At 51.3% G+C, this 16,460-nt stretch carries 18 protein-coding genes; 12 read left to right on the forward strand and 6 right to left on the reverse strand.

The window, feature by feature from the left end:
- Positions 1 to 530: 530 nt before the first annotated feature.
- Positions 531 to 1,277 (reverse strand): hypothetical protein, encoded by a 747-nt coding sequence (locus tag G6M89_RS09340; RefSeq protein ID WP_165161531.1) that lies wholly within the window; start codon positions 1,275 to 1,277, stop codon positions 531 to 533.
- Positions 1,278 to 1,471: 194 nt separating this feature from the next.
- Here G6M89_RS09340 and G6M89_RS09345 point away from each other — a divergent pair, with 194 nt between their 5' ends.
- The 3 genes from G6M89_RS09345 (at position 1,472) to G6M89_RS09355 (ending at position 2,926) form a co-directional block, all read left to right on the forward strand.
- Entirely contained in the window at positions 1,472 to 1,666 is a 195-nt protein-coding gene (locus G6M89_RS09345; protein ID WP_165161532.1) for a hypothetical protein, read from the forward strand.
- Between the two features lie 321 nt (positions 1,667 to 1,987).
- A complete protein-coding gene (locus tag G6M89_RS09350) occupies positions 1,988 to 2,380 on the forward strand; it encodes a HalOD1 output domain-containing protein (protein WP_165161533.1) in 393 nt (130 codons plus the stop codon).
- A 27-nt stretch (positions 2,381 to 2,407) separates the two neighbouring features.
- Positions 2,408 to 2,926, forward strand: a complete 519-nt coding sequence (locus tag G6M89_RS09355; RefSeq protein WP_165161534.1) for a hypothetical protein — start codon at positions 2,408 to 2,410, stop codon at positions 2,924 to 2,926.
- Positions 2,927 to 3,584: 658 nt separating this feature from the next.
- Here the strand turns inward: G6M89_RS09355 and G6M89_RS09360 are convergent.
- A complete protein-coding gene (locus G6M89_RS09360) occupies positions 3,585 to 4,031 on the reverse strand; it encodes a hypothetical protein (protein WP_165161535.1) in 447 nt (148 codons plus the stop codon).
- A gap of 137 nt (positions 4,032 to 4,168) precedes the next feature.
- Between G6M89_RS09360 and G6M89_RS09365 the strand changes: the two genes are divergently transcribed.
- Positions 4,169 to 4,621 carry a HalOD1 output domain-containing protein gene (locus G6M89_RS09365; RefSeq protein ID WP_343162636.1) on the forward strand — a complete coding sequence of 151 codons (453 nt, stop codon included), beginning with the start codon at positions 4,169 to 4,171 and terminating at the stop codon, positions 4,619 to 4,621.
- Positions 4,622 to 4,938: 317 nt separating this feature from the next.
- Here the strand turns inward: G6M89_RS09365 and G6M89_RS22310 are convergent, their stop codons facing one another.
- A complete protein-coding gene (locus tag G6M89_RS22310) occupies positions 4,939 to 5,346 on the reverse strand; it encodes a hypothetical protein (protein WP_228442374.1) in 408 nt (135 codons plus the stop codon).
- Positions 5,347 to 5,404: 58 nt separating this feature from the next.
- On the reverse strand, positions 5,405 to 6,070 hold the full coding sequence (locus tag G6M89_RS09375; RefSeq protein ID WP_165161536.1) for a helix-turn-helix domain-containing protein: 666 nt from the start codon (positions 6,068 to 6,070) through the stop codon (positions 5,405 to 5,407).
- A 191-nt stretch (positions 6,071 to 6,261) separates the two neighbouring features.
- Between G6M89_RS09375 and G6M89_RS09380 the strand changes: the two genes are divergently transcribed.
- The 3 genes from G6M89_RS09380 to G6M89_RS09390 all read left to right on the forward strand — a co-directional run bounded on the left by G6M89_RS09380 (position 6,262) and on the right by G6M89_RS09390 (position 7,523).
- Positions 6,262 to 6,906, forward strand: coding sequence for a helix-turn-helix domain-containing protein (locus G6M89_RS09380; RefSeq protein WP_165161537.1), 645 nt, complete (start codon positions 6,262 to 6,264; stop codon positions 6,904 to 6,906).
- 84 nt (positions 6,907 to 6,990) lie between these two features.
- Positions 6,991 to 7,341 (forward strand): HalOD1 output domain-containing protein, encoded by a 351-nt coding sequence (locus G6M89_RS09385; protein WP_165161538.1) that lies wholly within the window; start codon positions 6,991 to 6,993, stop codon positions 7,339 to 7,341.
- Entirely contained in the window at positions 7,338 to 7,523 is a 186-nt protein-coding gene (locus tag G6M89_RS09390) for a hypothetical protein (RefSeq protein WP_165161539.1), read from the forward strand. The genes G6M89_RS09385 and G6M89_RS09390 overlap by 4 nt, the downstream gene beginning before the upstream one ends.
- A 688-nt stretch (positions 7,524 to 8,211) precedes the next feature.
- On the opposite strand, the gene G6M89_RS09400 is transcribed toward G6M89_RS09390, so the two are convergent.
- A complete protein-coding gene (locus G6M89_RS09400; protein ID WP_165161540.1) occupies positions 8,212 to 8,706 on the reverse strand; it encodes a hypothetical protein in 495 nt (164 codons plus the stop codon).
- A 3-nt stretch (positions 8,707 to 8,709) separates the two neighbouring features.
- Positions 8,710 to 9,393 carry a nucleotidyltransferase domain-containing protein gene (locus G6M89_RS09405; RefSeq protein WP_165161541.1) on the reverse strand — a complete coding sequence of 228 codons (684 nt, stop codon included), beginning with the start codon at positions 9,391 to 9,393 and terminating at the stop codon, positions 8,710 to 8,712.
- Between the two features lie 181 nt (positions 9,394 to 9,574).
- On the opposite strand from G6M89_RS09405, the gene G6M89_RS09410 reads away from it, so the two are divergent.
- The 5 genes from G6M89_RS09410 (at position 9,575) to G6M89_RS09430 (ending at position 16,409) form a co-directional block, all read left to right on the forward strand.
- Positions 9,575 to 9,733 carry a hypothetical protein gene (locus tag G6M89_RS09410; protein ID WP_165161542.1) on the forward strand — a complete coding sequence of 53 codons (159 nt, stop codon included), beginning with the start codon at positions 9,575 to 9,577 and terminating at the stop codon, positions 9,731 to 9,733.
- Positions 9,726 to 10,424, forward strand: a complete 699-nt coding sequence (locus tag G6M89_RS09415) for a resolvase (RefSeq protein WP_165161543.1) — start codon at positions 9,726 to 9,728, stop codon at positions 10,422 to 10,424. Before G6M89_RS09410 ends, G6M89_RS09415 begins: the two co-directional genes overlap by 8 nt.
- Positions 10,425 to 10,502: 78 nt before the next feature.
- Complete coding sequence (locus G6M89_RS09420) at positions 10,503 to 11,768, forward strand: PD-(D/E)XK nuclease family protein (protein WP_165161544.1); 1,266 nt, start codon at positions 10,503 to 10,505, stop codon at positions 11,766 to 11,768.
- A gap of 128 nt (positions 11,769 to 11,896) precedes the next feature.
- Positions 11,897 to 12,583 (forward strand): PD-(D/E)XK nuclease family protein, encoded by a 687-nt coding sequence (locus tag G6M89_RS09425; protein ID WP_165161545.1) that lies wholly within the window; start codon positions 11,897 to 11,899, stop codon positions 12,581 to 12,583.
- Between the two features lie 31 nt (positions 12,584 to 12,614).
- Positions 12,615 to 16,409, forward strand: a complete 3,795-nt coding sequence (locus G6M89_RS09430; RefSeq protein ID WP_165161546.1) for a helicase-related protein — start codon at positions 12,615 to 12,617, stop codon at positions 16,407 to 16,409.
- Positions 16,410 to 16,460: the final 51 nt, after the last annotated feature.

The following is a 16,460-nucleotide window of genomic DNA, read 5'->3' on the forward strand; positions in this document are numbered from 1 at the left end:
TTTTTATAACTGGACAAATCGTTCTGGAATTCTATAACTTGGTCTATTTCATTGAGAACTCCAATTTCACCAGATTCATATAACCGATTTTATAACTGGACAAAGCGTTCGCGGATTCCATAATCAAGTCTATTTCTTTGCCTGGCCCATTTTTGACGATATCATGTGGGTAATTCTATAAGCTGTTACAGATCATTCGGGAATTCTATAACTCAGTTTGAATCTTGAACACCCGATTTTTGACGATTTCATACGGACAGCCACAAATCATTCGCGTATTCTATAACTCACTCTGTATGACTGTCATTTCAGAGCTGAATAGGGAGGGGTGTTCAGGGGGGTATGACCTTGCCATTTCTTAGGCAGTAATAGATGGTATAGATCATTTTAACGCGCTAAAATGGTGGAGTAGGGTCTGGGAAGTAGGGGGGCCTATTTTCCGAAGAGGGGGCACTATATATGGATTATGAGGTGATTTGTGGACCGGGGGCCTCAAACGCCGGCAATGCTTAGGAACTATATTCTAAAAATCACCGAGGGGTTCCACAGTCAGCACAGACTGGGCGGTATGCAGTTTCTGTAAAATAGTGTGATTGACAATGGTCACACGGTTCGCACCGATATTCAGTATCATCTCTTTCGCTTAACTCCCGCCTTCGATCTTCAATCTCAGTAGCGACATCTCGCTTGAGTTTCTTCGTCAGGATATCCATGCTAGTCTGATAGGGTTGATCAAATCCTCTTGCTTCTGCTTCTCGCTGCTTCTTGGCGGGAGAGAGATTGTCTATTTCTGCCACATAATAGGATTTTTTTGGCGAAGGATCTGCTTCGGCATTGGTTTCAGTGGAACCATTGTCGTTTTCGCCTTCAGTGGAGGTTCTGGGTGGCGGATTCGGAGTTGCTACTTCTCGCAACTCAGTTAATAGCGTCTCTATTTTCTTGTGATTGCATCTCTCAATTTCATACTCAGCTGCAAGTGATTGTAGATCTTGAGGAGACATGCAATTTAGCTCCCCGTGAGTGACGGTGCGCGGTTCTAATTCGGCTAACCCCTTTACCTCTGGCGGGTCGTCTTCAGGATCTCCTACAAGGTCCCATAAGGCTGGGTTCATCTTCTCTGGGGGTAATGTTCCGTGCACCCCCAGGCGAGTCGCAATCTTCTGCTTGTCGTTGTATGATAGACTCTCGAACTCATCTGCGGTATATGTCTTCAAATTCCGTTTTTGCTTTTCAGTCATGGACTCAATTTGGTCCAGTCTTGCCTGATCCCAACTCATCTCAACACCGTTTATGAAAAGATTGCTTAAAAATGCATACCTCGAAATTTAGAGTGAGTTACCAGTAAAGTGCTATCAATATTGACGTCACACCCTGGATTTTAATCGTCGGCGTCTTTAATAGAAAACATCATCTCTAACCCGGATTGTGCTAAAATCCAACCATTCATATTATTTGGAGCGGATTTTTAGCTATGAGCGATCAGCTACTATCGACCGGACTAGATGCGATTGCATACACTCGACACATGGATATCGAGCCCGATCAAGCAGTTGAGAAGGCGATCAACAAACGAGACGCTGAGTTCTCAGCTATGGAACGCCATCGTATCCGCCATGCTGTGCGAATTGATATCGCCACTAATCAATCGGCGAAACTCACTGATTAAGAATCCGAACTATAAATACTGCCAAGAACACAGCATTAACCGCGCGCGAAAGCGCGTAGAGAGGGAGCGGTTGCCTGCAAGCTTCACTCCCTCTCGTGCGGCTCCCTAAGGGAGCAAATCAGGATTGCGTCTGACTCAATATAGGTCTGGCGACGAGTGACTGGACTGGTTGCTTCCCGGGGATCATCAGACTACCAGCCATGAGACTCAACATCGAATGCGAAGACTGCGAACAGATGATCAAGAACGACTCGGGGAGAGTCATCACCGATTGCGACTGTGGAGCGCGCTACATAGTGACGGTTACGCAACTCGCAAACGATGACTAAAGACCACGACCCCAGCGACGACCCGTTCGAGGAACTCGGGGAAAAGTCATCCGACGAGTGGGAGTGGTCCGGGAAGAGAGGAGATCCCTTCGCAGTATCCGGGGGAGAGACCGACGACTCTCAGTCCCGGTCGGCCGGTGAGGAATATGATGCCTCTCTAGTGATCCTTGATCAGATAGCCGAGAGGGAAGACTGCGATATCACAGATCTCCCACCTCTGGAAGACACGATCAGCGTTGAAGCAGTAGATGAATTGGCAACCAGTAACTCGATCGAACGAATCGAGTTCTGGTACTGTGGGTACAAAATCAGGATCACACGCGAGGACATCCAAATTCAGGACGTAACAGGTGATAACGGGCAAGCTGGAGCCCACAAAGAGTAAGTAGCTTTTTTGAAAACTCAACTCACCATGACACAGCGACAGACCACGTCAGAAGGGCCAAAAGAGCTCCACATTGAGACCCAGGCACAAGAGGGGGATCTCATTCTGAGTGAAGCAGAAAAGCAACTCATCTGTACAGAGGAGGCGATTCGATATGCAATCGACTCACCTACACCAATAGAGATCTCACGCGAGGACGTTACAGAGACACGGAGATTCACTGATCAGTCACTCACAGGATTCTCTTTGCTTGGCCATCTGTTTCTCTTCATCGCCTTACTATTGACCGCACTCTCAGTCCAATTAATCGTATCAGGCGCACCACTGCTCGACGTCGTTACTATAGGGACGTACTTCTCGACGGTTCTGGCATACCCAACTGCGCTGATGTTCTACAAAATGGAGGTCGGTGAGGCACACGTCCTGAGAATCGAAACACCAGAAGAGAGATTCGAGTTCATAACAACAGAAAACGAAGAGGAATTCGACCGCATCCATTCGGAGATCCAAAAGAGAGAGCCCGTTAAAGGCACCTCATACGGGTAGTAATTTCCATGTGGCTGCTGAAACGAAGGCCAAGCACACCCCCCTCGTTGTGAGTGCAGATTCTGATATCACACCCCCCCCCTCGTTGTGAGTGCAGATTCTGATATCACACCCCCCTCGTTGTGAGTGCAGAACCGAATATCGCACTCAACGATTGGTCTCTGAGGGTAGGAAACTGTGGGGTCTCGTGCCTAAAACACCTCCTGCCGATAGTTACTCGCTGAGTGGGGCTGTGACATTGTTCCGCGGAAGAACGGTATCGAAATCGTTCTCAAATTCACCCGCGCTGGACACAATGAACTCATCAGTGCTGATGGGATTGGAAAGGCAGAGTTCGTCTCGTTCCTTGAAGAGGCAGAATGACAGCGTTAGTCCTGAAGGTGCGCGACAGTGCGTCCGAGCTCCCGGGAATGTTCGCTCTCGCTTACGTCGTACTGCTCTTCTATTGAACGAAGTCGTTCCTGAAACGTCATCATGGGGGCCTCCAGTAGAGTCTATCCTAGCTAAGGTGATTCCAGCATAAGAACCTTATTCCGATTGCCGGTTGGGGTGAGTTGCTGTTCACTGAACGAGCTACTGTTGAGGTGTTCATCTTTGGCGTCGTAATCAGTAAATGCAGTAGTGTTCTGAGATAGATTAACCGGAGAGAAAGCGTCGCTCAGCCCGTTGCTTCTACCTCTGTTTCAGTATGGAGTGAGATCACTTCGTCTTCAAATTCCATGTAGTAGCCTGGTTGAGAGGCATCTTCGTAGTATTCAACATCGGTAGTGAGTTCATCGAATTGATCTACTTCCTCTTCATCAATTCCTCTTGAGACCGTTCCCTCTGTTTCGATTACTTCTTGGGAGACGTGATGAAGAACCGTAAAATCTGGAGCATCATCCTCGATACTCAGAACAGGTTCTTTCTCTTCGTCGCTAACCGGCATCCCGATTAGGAAACTTGATTCATCGTTTTCGTTTCTTTCGTTCGTCAAGTTTGGATTTTCATCTTCAGTCCCCTCATCATTTGTACCAGCCGGACTGTCAAGACACCCGGAAGCACCCACTAACACAACGGATAGGTAACTAATGGCCGCTCGGCGATTAAGAAGGGATCGACTCATGTCTCCAAGTACATCACACAGAAAATTGAGTGTTGGGTTGGATTCTCCTAGTATATACTGAGCGAGCTCTGTTGAAACCCTTGGCTGATGATAAGTTTCAGTAGTTGTGCTGAATACACAGCGCGAGTGTCGCACAGGTGCTAACGAAGTTCACCAAGATGTTGAATTTTCAGGACAGCATGAATTTTGAATGTTATTGCGAGGTTGAACAATGCAGCAAGCTGATAACCAGTCACTCTCAAGGTTCTTGCATGGGATCGGGAGCCATGACGGTCTACCGAGGTTGTACCCCGGTTGTCGATGCACAATATGAAGCAGATGGGGAACAAACACCAGTAGCGGAGATTATTGACGCAGTGGCGACAGCAGCTGATGTTGAACCGGTCGAATTACCACCGTTGTACGAGTTCATCGATGCCGATAGCCTCAACAACCTCTTCCAGCACAAGGGGGCTGCTGATAGCGAAACCATCCTCGGTTTCAGGATCGACCATTGGAACGTTTTTGTTCGAGGCGATGGCCGGATTCGCGTCTGTGACGGGACGCAGCCTACTGACCCACAGCCTGTTTTCGGGTCTCCTGCACCCTAACGCTCGGCTGGTTGCAAAGACACTGCCTCGGAAGACATAGTTGCTCATCTAGCAAATCAATAATCCCATTGATTGGCGTGCAACAAGCAAATCCGCGGTGCTGCATCCAAGCTCTGTATGTTGCAGTCCCGAATTGACAGTGCCACGATAGTCTGCTAAGGTGGTGCTGCATACACAGCGCGAATACAGTATCGGACCAACTTTCAATTCGGGTCAGTCAAATCGGTCAGTACAGAGAATGAAGGCGACGAACAATACATATTCGTACAATACGGCTGATTTAGGTCGAACGGAGGAGAAGTCGATCCGATATTCTGTCACTCGTAGGCCTCGTACGGCTCGACCAACGTCAGGAGATCTTGTTCCAGTTCACCGCCAACAAACCGGACGTGCCCCGTTTCAGCCTCGTAGTCGATTATCCGAGCCTCCTCCAGTTTTGGAAGATGAGTATGGTGAAGTGCGATTCGGACGCGTTGTTGGTGTTCGTCTGACTCCCGTCTCGGGTCTTCGTTCCGAACCCGGTCTGCAACGCGATCTACGAGCGCATCGTATTCCAGTGTCTTCTCAGAAGCGTTGTCCAATGCGTTGAGGGTGGCGCGTCGGTGTTCGTTCGCTACTGCCGACAGAATCGTATCGGGGGAGAGCGATCTCTCACGCCCCGAAGAACCGGTACCCTCATCAATTGACTGTATATCACGTGTCCCCAGCTCTCGACTCTCATCCATACTCACATAGCGTAGTCCCATCTGCCTGGCTCTGTCCCATGGTGCATAATGGAAACAGTCAGTCCATTTCCGCCGCTGACTCGGGCGTGAGAAGTGCGTACCTCCCGAACGTCCCAATGGCACGACGCAGTCGCTCCGTCACTGCTTGATCGGAAATTCCGAGTTCGTCAGCTAACTCTGCGGTCGTACACCCTCGTGGAATATCGTAGTATCCCCTTCGAATGGCAAGCGTCAACGCTTCTCGTTGGGGCTCACTCAGGCCGTACCACGGACCGGCCTCAGGGTCCGTCGGATTATATATGCGGGTTAGCTCCAGAGAGATGTGCGCGTCCTCACAACAGGTCTGGCACTGACTCAATGTCTCGCGGTCTGAAAACCGTATCTCGAAATTCCACCCTTCCGACGATCCAGTTGCACCCAGTATCTGCCCGTCGTGTTCCAAGATGCACTGAAAAAGGTGGTCCTGGCTCGCATCCCAGTCGATCCTGATTAGCGTCCTGTCGTCGAACACGTCCACCTCTGTGACGGTGTTGACAGTTGGATAGCGTTCGACGGCTTCGAGAAAGCCGTTTTCGACCGGTTCGTAGACCCAGAAGAGCGGCACGGTGACGTCCCCACTCGGGACGAGCGTTTCCAGTTCGATGGCCGAGGTTTGCTCTAGACTGAGGATTTGCCCGAGTTCAAAAGCATCAGATGGGATGCGAATCTCCGTTATTACACTCATGCTCGCTTGTGCAACTAGATTGCCCGGTTGTACAAAAGGAGCTGACATGGTGTACCATGGCTTTCCGGGTATCAAACGGACTCCCCGCTTGCAGCATACACTATCCCGGCCAACAACTGTGCGTTGGCTCGTCTCGAAGCCATGATACACCACCCATGCCGGTTATTTGTCTGCTAGGCGAAAGGTTCCGCATGGCGACTGTGATGGAGTTTACGAGTCCGACAGCGGAGTTCCCACTGGGGAGTGTGTTCAAAAACTTGCCGGGTGTGACGGTCGAACTGGAGCGGCTGATTCCACACCAGACGCTGATTATCCCCTACTTCTGGGTACGCGATGTGAAAACGGAGGACATCGAAGCTGAGTTCGAACAACACGCCGGCGTGAGCAACATCCGAATGGTCGATAGCATCGAAGACGAGTATCTCATGCGTGCCGAGTGGGAACAAGAGTACTTCGGCATCCTGAGCGCGCTGGCCAAGGCCAACGTCGTCGTGCTCTCCGGAATCGGTACGAAAGACGAGTGGCGATTCGAGGTGCGCGGCGAGAGTCAGGAGACAATCGGCGAGTTTCGAGAGTACTGCCAGGAAAACGACATTCCGATAACAATCACCGCCGTCCACGCAATGCTCCCGATCCAGGGCGAGGGCTACGAGTTAACCGAGACCCAACGTGAGGCGCTGGTGTTAGCCTACGAGCGGGGCTACTTCGACACCCCACGCGAGGTGTCGCTCGAAGAGATCGCTGACGAGCTCGGCATCACCCAGCAATCGCTCTCATCACGCCTTCGACGCGGGCATCGACGCCTCATTGGAGCGACACTCAGTAGTTCGGTGTGATCGTTCGGATAGGTCCTCTGTATTAAACCCTCTGTATAATCAGTATACTTATTGAACCGACTCAGACGGCTAGAATCGGGCGAGATGGACGCAACGGTATCTGGGGTTGGAGTCGAAGCGGTCGAGTACTCTCAGGAATCTGGGACTGTCCGCACGCAGTTTGATCAGGAGAAGACACCCGCGAGCATGGCTGTTGTCGCAACGCTGGCGGACGTAATGGACACTGATCCGGTAGAACTGGACCCGCTCCATTCCACTGTTGACGCCGACGAATTAGATGCGCTCGTCCACGTTCGCAACGGGACGAACGGAGACACCCACGTTGCATTCACGCACGAGGGGCACGCAATAACCGTACACAGCTACGGTGTGATCACCATCACACCAGAACACGAACTCACAGTGGAGAAACACGAAGGGGGCGAGGCAAAATGACGTCTGAGGAGACCTCACTTGCGTCGAAGGAAGAATTAAACGCGGAGCTGAAAGCCCTCCTTCGCAGGGCCTACGAGAGTGGAATCGATGTGGAAGGCGGATTCGAATGTCGGAATGGGGTCGAACATCCTGACTGGGACGTGATCGTCACCGAAGTCGAAAAGAACGAGCATTCGGAGTGAACGACTACGAGCGTGGCCAGATCGGTAGCAACTACTTGACCTGTGAGTGACGAACGCTGTAACCAAGATTGCATCAAACGGGTACTCTCAGCGCAACAACGGCGAGTATTACGTGCGCTCCTCGACGAGAGTTCGATATCTGCTGACCCGATTCTTCGTAAGGGAGAGACTCTCAACTCCGGGGAGTACCTCACGATTTGTTACGAACTCCATCACGTCCTACTTCCCGAATTATCGGATAAGGGGTTCGTCGAGTTCGACAGGTTCGAAGACAAGGTACGGCGAGGAATGAAATTCGACGAGGTATGTCGGTTTCATGAACAGATCGATGACGACCATGACGAGTAACCTGGTCCTGTAATCGATTTGCTGCTGAATGCGCACTTTGGGTTTGCACGACTACTTGAACAACTATCAGAATTGGCAGAACCCTCAGCGATCGATACGCACGCATACATAACGGATGCTTCGTCGTTGAGTGTCTGAAACGAACAGTGTTCGGCTGCTGCATCCACCCTCTATATTCAGCAGGCGACACTTATCATCTGCTGAGGATTTCAACAGAGCCGTCTATCGCTATGGCTCCCCTTGAACAACAATGGCTGCTTCGTGAGCGCAAACCTGACTGATCTCATCACTAAGAACGGTTGTCTCAAACGATTGCGGCGTGCTCTATCCCCCGAATTCGTTATCCGCAGATACACTCGTAGGACTGACCAACCAAATGGATTATCTGCCGGTGGATTCGTGTTGAAAGCGTCAACATTGCCTCTGCTCGTTCCCGGGTAGGCATTCCGTCCTGATAGTACGTCTGTGCACGATTTTCGGTCCAGAGGTCGTCAAGTCGAGACGCGACTTCCTCACTGATGAACCCGACTTCCGCGCTGCGATTGATTGCAGTCGTATGTGACTGGGGAGGGTTTGCCGGATCCTGGTGCCCTTCATGAATTAACCAGAACATGAACGTCTTCTCGATGGAGGTGAACGCTGCTTCGATCGTCAGCGTGTAGTAACCATCAGTCAGCAGTTGATCTGCACCTGAAAGCGATCGACAGGCTTTGCGAAGTTGAACGAGTCCCGCGTCAGAGACATCAAGTCCTATCTCCGAGTCTTGACCGCCGTGGCGGAACGCTGTTTCAGCATCTGAGAGTTCCGGCTCTACATCGGTAAGCGTGATCGGCATCGCTTACTCACCTCCTCGTTCAGTTTCATATGCCGCTTTTCGAACATCCTCTAATGCACCGATCCGCTCCAGAACAAGTCCCTCATCGAAGATCTCTCGTAACTTTTCCCCGTGTGATGCAGCAGATTCAGGCGTCTCGACGAGCACTTCGAACTGGTAACGTTCTCCATGGAACGTTCGTTCCTCCAAGTCTCTAACGAGTTGGGAAGCGAGGCGACGTCCGTACGTAAGGTTTCCCTTGACGATGACGAGGAGATCGATGTCGCTACTCCGATCGGCTTGTCCACGAGCTACGCTTCCGAAGAGGATGATCCCAACCACCTCGTCAACGTCATCAGAGGCTTCGACGTCTTTGGCGAGTTCATTGAGGAATGCTTGTACCGGCTTTCGAAACTCTCGCTGTGGAATGGTGAACAGTGGGTTAGATCCAGTGATGTGATCTTGATCGATCCTGATCTGTGCTGGTTTCCCGTTCGCAATATCCAGGACACCCATCTGTTCGAGGAGTTCGACAGCTCGTGAGACAGAAGAGATATCGGAGTCAGTGATCGTCGCTAATTCTTTCTGCGTAAACTCCTCGAACGGGTTATTCACCAAATGATGGAGGATGTCTTGCATCGCCTGGTATCGGAAGACTCGTTCCTCCGGAAAGGGGAAATCGAGAAGCACCCGCATCTGCTCTTGCATAATAGACAAGATATTGCAGGATGTGCAAAAGTGTTACGCTCGCCGTTCTCAGTCTTGCGCTTTCGGTCACGGAGATCCACTCACGGAGGTTCCGCATAGCAAGTATTGTTCAGGAAATCTGGAGTTCCTGAACACCCCGAAATACCTTTACCTCTACCGTTAGAAATAACGGTACGAGCAGATGCCAAAGGTTCAGCTCAAATCTAACGGTCAGTACGTCGTCACAGTGGACAAGGGACTTGCAGACGCGATGGATCTCGCAGGAGCCGACGTCGAGTGGTCTGTCGCATCTCGAAACAAACTCGAATTGCAGATCACATCGCGGGGTGACGATGAGTAAGGCGCTCGCGTGGATTCGAAAATCTCGCGGATCTGACGACGACATCGGACTTGAAGAGCAACGTGAGGTCGTCACAAACCTCGCATACGAGCTCGCCGACGAGGTCGAGATGTTCGACCTGGGCGTCCACACCGGGTTCAGTTCACTCACTCGGGATGATGACTCTGACCTCCTCGATCAAAACGAGGATGTCCTCGACGTCGTCGAGCAACTTCGAAGCGGAGAGTACGACTATCTCGTCGCCTTCGACGACCGGCGTATCTGCCGAGATGGATACCTTACCATCATCACGTACGCCTGCAAGCAGGGAGATACGGAGATTGCGTACGTTGCCGACGTTGCAGAGGACGATTTGACTCACGACATGCACCGGCTGTTCGAGCGAGTGACCAAACAGGAAGAGATCCGAAAGGCAAAGAGCGCACTCCAACGACGGCGAGAGAACGGGTACGACGAGGGACGACCAAAGTGGGGAACGACGTACGACGCCGACGGGGAATACCTCGTCCCGGATCCAGAGACGTTTCCCGATGTACTCACGGCTATCGAAATGGCGGAATCTGACGAGCCAGAATACTCGTACCGAGACATTGTCGGACGGACGTCGATCGAGTCAGTTGGGACACTGAAAAACATCCTCGACCGCCGTGACTGGTACCGAGAGTTGGCTATAGAACACGGGAATATCTGAGACACAGCGGGAAATGTCTCCGCACCAAATAGAGTAGTCAGTCGAAATAACTATGGTTGTCAACGAATAGATGAGTCTGTGGAAATAAATCATGTTGCATCGGTTTTGGAAACGGTTGAAAACCGAGTTCAGGTGCTCAATGAGTCAAAACGACCACCACGAACCTTCTTCGATGTGGCTGATGTTTCTCGTTCGGAATCTGCGTGGCAACACACGCTCGCGTATTTTCTGTCCCCCAATGAACCACATGGGTTTGGAGCGACTATCCTTGGAGCGTTCCTAAGATTAATTGAAGAACATTCTGAATCGACTTTCGAATTCTATGAGTACAATCTTGAGGACATCGAAATACAGGTCGAGGCCTCGGCCGATACTGGGCGTCCTGACATTGTTCTCTGGCTGGAGGAGATGTGGTTCCTATGCGTGGAAATCAAAGTCGATGCCCCAGAAACGGAGGATCAAACAGAGCGGTACACTAACGCGTCTCGATTCGGTGAGCTGTGTACGGCATCTATTCCATCATCTGGCCACCACTTTGTGTATCTTGCTAGTCGGCATGCGAACGACCCTAAAGCAGACAAGTTCGTAACAATAACTTGGCAAGAGGTCGTCGAAGAGTTTTCCCAGCACTTCAATCCCGGTGTCACAGCGTATCCTGCTAGAAGCGTCGCACAATTATACGATTTCGTTCACCACGTTAAGCAGTCACTCAATATGGTAAATGAACAAGGTCCGAATTCCGAGAAGGTTGAACTGGCGTTCGAACACAGTGAGATGATTAATGAACTCACAGACGCTGCCGATCAGTTCATCAAAGAGTATCAGGCATCGTGGGACAGACGCTTCGAACAGGATCCACCAAGTGGCTGGACAGACAAGTGGACGACCATTCGAAATGGGAACAAGTGGGGGCGCTTGATGAAGGCAGATTGGAGACTTCCTCAAAATCCAACTGGAGCTCCACAAAAGACCTCCGGATTTTCTGTTGCGATTTCAATTGACGTCAGGTTAGAAGATTTTGAACGAGGGGAAACGGAAGCTGTGTTCCGGGTTTACGGAGATAATGAGTATACTGAATGTTACTTGGAGCGATTTCACTCGGATGGGTTTCAGGACCAAATCCAACAACGAATCAAAGATACTCGGCTAACAGTCAATGAATCCAATGAACCGAGGGTACTCAGGTCAGTACATTCCTTCGAATTCAACGACGGCGAGGGGCATTTGGAGGCACTGAAGGAAGCCTTTCTAGAATATAATAAGGTCGTGCCTCATCTTGAAGAACTATATTTTGAGGTTCAATCAGATATCAAAAACCCAGATCAGTTATTTGAGGATGACTGAGTAGAAATAGCAATTTTCGAAATCCGATCGTCGAATGAGTCCGCACAAACTCTATTTAGCTGATGAACCGCTCGATAAGGGAGATCAGGCTCTCACCGTCTGCCCTCACTGGACTAGAAGACGGAAGCATGGAGCTGACGGCAGACGACACTGAGCGGTGCATTCGACCAACCACGACGGAGAAAGCAGAGACAAGAGAGACGAGTGACCGATCACCCTCGGACGAACAGCCCGGCATCTCGGCAGCGGTCTTCGGACAGGCAGTACACCGACTCTGTGAGGTCCGACCCCCTCGCCAGACGTGGCGATCGTTTATCGAACAGGTGTTCTCAGAGGAACGATCGGTCGGTTCAGATGAGCCACTTCAGGCGAGTAGCGGTGATCTCGATTCGATCGAGGGTGCGGCCGAGTGTGCGATCAGGTTCATCGAGGATCTTCACGAGCGGAGTGAAATGCTGGCCACATACGACGAGTTCCCGATTGAGTTGACGTTTCCGAACGGAGAGCTCCAAGGGTACATCGACCACCTGGTCGTCACACCCGATCGGTACCACGTCGTCGATTACAAGACAGATCGAACGGGTGACAACGAATCCGTAGAAGAGTTCCTCGAACGACGTGCGAATCACCATGAGCCGCAGGTGATGGCGTACGCAGCTTCACTGATGCAGGCCGATCCGGAGCGTGACGTATCGGTGACGTTGTTCTTTACCGATATCGATCGCCGATATACTTGGGGATCTAACGAGGTGGAAGATGCCTATGAAGTTACCAATAAGCGGATTCACTCGGCACTAATGTCTAAAAAGCATTAAGAGGCCAACCAGTCATGTGACGATACACGACATGGTTTACCTGGATCCGTTGGTTGATAACGGGGAAATAAAGCTTGAGGAGATTCACCGCAGGCTACTTCCTGAAACCGAGGAAGTGAGGATTGCGACTGGATACTTCTATCTTTCCGGGTTCGACCTCCTTCGAGAGGATTTACAGAGTCTACTCGATCCATCTGAACACGAATACGCCCCTATGCGGATTCTGATGGGCCGACAGACGGATCAGAAAACAGCTGATGAAATCACAGAGGGACAAAGCTTACGAGATCAATTCCGTGACGAGGTACGGGCCGATATCGCGGGCTTGAACCATGCCCAACTCGATCGGTTAGATCGACTCAAAGAGTTCATCGAGCAGGGCTATGTCGAGATACGTGTTCGAGCGCCCGAACAGGGTTACTTCCACGCGAAAGGGACGAGTTTCCGTCTCGCGCCCGAAAACCCAGAACTCCGGGATGGTGACACAGATCGCAGAGATTGTGCACTTGTCGTTGGCTCGTCTAACTTCACTGCCAGCGGACAACGGAATAACATTGAGCTGAATCTGACGACACAGGATCCCCACAAAGTCGAAGACTTCGAAGATTGGTACGATAATCAGTGGGCAAACGCTGATGAGTTCAGTGAGGATCTCGTAGACATCATTGAAACGAGCGATCGATACCAGGAGTGGAAGGACCAACAAGAAGACGACCAAAGTGTAGACAGCGGTGTCGAATTCGGTCAGTATCTCGAACCGTTCGAGTTGTACAAATTACTCGCATATGATGCCCTAAGCGGCAATGTCTGTACGAGAGATAGCCCACTCTACTACTTCCAATCACTCGGCTATGAGAGCGCCAAAGAAAAGTTGTCCCAGTACAACGGGTGTATCATCTCCGATTCGGTTGGGTTGGGGAAGTCGTTCATCGGTGGTGAGTTGCTTCATGACTATCGCCAAGGAGGGGATCGCTGTCTCCTAATCGTCCCCGCAAACCTGACCGAGCAATGGATTGATCTCCTCCAGGATCAGACCGACGAAGATGGAAACCCGTTCTTTGGGCTCCAAGTTGACGGAAAGCATCTCGATGTCATGTCGATCAGCAAGTTTCAGAACCTCTCCTACGAGGAGGTTCAGGAACTCCGAAACGGTTACGATGTCGTTCTAATCGACGAGGCACATCGTTTCAGAAACTTCGGAAAGTGGCGTCCAAATCCCGATCACGAGGATGATTACAAGGGAACGCGACGTCACGCAAATCTCCGACAGCTTCGCGGGAAGACGATGATTTTGTTGACGGCGACGCCGATTAACAACTCTGCGACCGACCTGAAAAATCTCATCTCGCTGTTTACCGGTTCGGAAGAGCTACGAAACAAGGCGAGTCTCGACTTCAGCGCGTTCGACGAATATATCGACTTAGCCGAGCAGCGAAAACGGATCGCAGCCGACAAAGAAGAAGCCTCCGAGGAGGAGAAACAACAACTAACGGATCAGCTCCAACGGCGCTCAAAGGAGATTTCCAAGATGCTGAACGAGGTGATGGTCCTCCGGACCCGAAAGCACGTCAAGGACGAAATCCTCGACGAGGAAGACTTCGAGATGAGCTTTAAACCTCCACATCTTTCCAAGGAGGAGTATTCTCTCCCGCCTGCGTATCAACCGATCTATCGGATGCTTCCCGATGTTATGGATGCGCTCCACCTACCTCATATTACAATCAGGAACCCGCAAGGTGGTGGGACACTGAAAGCGCTTTATAAGCTAAATCTACTCAAACGCCTGGAATCATCCACCTATGCGTTCGTCCAGTCGCTCGAAACCCTCCACGAGAGTGAGCGAGCACTCCTCGGCCTACTTGACTCCTTACCCGAAAACGAAGACATTGATGCACTCCATGACTTCCAAGCTGACAACGATGGAGCAACACTTAATGACTTCGTCGAAGGAAAAGATGCCGCAGAAGACCTCGAACAGACGTTAGAAGAGTTCGGATTTGATGCGGGAGTTGTACGAGCCGATGGCGGAGACGAAGACACAGAGCTTGCCGACGCGACCATAGGCGAGGTTAAAACGTACATTCGGGAGGATCTGACCCTTTTGGCGTATTTCCTTTCACAGTTCATCGGTGATGTCGCCCATGATACTGGGGCAGTCAGCGATTATGCGGTTGAAACGCGACAGTGGTTGCATGACCGCGACGTCGGTGTCATTCCGAATGTTTCTGAGGAGGAACTCAACCCTATTCTCTACCCCAACAGTGATTTGAGTGACGTCGATGGGGCAACCCGTGAGTTTTACGAAGCGGTTTTCAGCCTTCGAGAGTTCCGTGATCCGAAGATCGAACGACTTGGTGAGATCCTCGCCGGATACGACAAGAAAGTACTCGTCTTTACGCAGTACCGAGCGACCGCGGAATACGTCTATCGGACGCTCCGTAATGATCCCGGGACACCACTCACCGACGCGAATAGCGCCGTCGTCAAGGGCGGCGACGAAAACAAGCAGGAGATCATCAAGCGATTTGCACCGGAAGCATCGGGATATCAGCGAACGCTCGCAGAATCCGACGAAAGCGAACTCCAATACGTCATTGCGACCGACACGCTCAGTGAAGGGGTTAACCTTCAGGATGTCAACGTTGTCGTCAACTACGATCTGCCGTGGAATCCAATGCGGATCGTACAACGTGTTGGTCGCGTGGATCGGATCGGGAGTACGGCGGACAAGTACGTGCACAATTTCTACCCCGACGGCGACATCGAAGCTGCAATTAAGCTCCTTGAACGTCTTCAGGCAAAGATCAACGACATCGCATTGATCGTCGGCAAAGAGAACAATATCCTTGATCCAAACGAGGATCAGGTTCTCGAACGAGCTGGCGTCGAAACCGAGAAGACGATCGGTGAGCTCGAAGTCGAGGAGATCGAACGCTCCTTGCGAGAGTCGCGTGCAGTAGACGACATCAACGAACTCGACGACGCGAGCAAGAATCCACTTCTCCGACACGCTGGCAGCGATGAGAACGCTGCTTACGAGCGATATCTGCTGAAAAACGAACTCAACGAAGAGTACGAATTGGAAGCAGATGACTTCGAGTTCGCCGAAGGCTACTTCGAGGACGATCCAGACGATCGAGATCTCTTGTACACAAATGTCACAGACATGGATGCAGGGCCGCCAGCGGGCGTGTTCGGGTTAGCCCACCTCTGGTTCGACGAGGAGGACGAATCGCCACTCGGACGAGTACAACGAGCGTTCTACCACAGACGGTTCGGAGGCGACGTCAAGGAGACTCACGTCCGTATGCTACGGTTCCAACCCGATACCGACGGAGAGCCAATTCGCAAGAATGCGGAGACCTCACGTGTACTCGAAAATCGAGAAGCGATCGAAGATCTCATCGAGAAACGGTTAGAGTCGATCCGAGAAAGTCAGGTCGAAGGTGCATTCCTGCACGGCGGAGATCACTCCAAAGAGCAGGAAACGTTGATCAGCTTCTGTAGACAGTATATCGAACCCCGATTCCAGGACGAACCAACGTCGGGAGATTACGACAGTGCCAGCGATCGTGCGAAGGCTCTACGAAGCCGGCTGGGAGAGGTTGGACTCAAGAACACAGATGAGGATCAGGTTCTTCGAGACCGTTTCCGCCATAATGATCAATACGAGACGCTACCGGACTGGCCGGTAGAGGAATTCCTCAATGCGCTGGAGGAGTTCCTTGACGAATATGTGGCTGAATCGACCGAGTATCAGGAGACGTTAGTCGGCGAGAGCGAGGTTCGGGCTCGGTTGGTCTGCTGGGGAGTCGTGGGCTCATGAATAAATAGCCGATAATAGTCGGTCATATAATCCATGGCATGGGCAGAAGCG

Origin of the sequence: Natronolimnobius sp. AArcel1 (genome assembly GCF_011043775.1) — an archaeon.
GTDB lineage: Archaea > Halobacteriota > Halobacteria > Halobacteriales > Natrialbaceae > Natronolimnobius.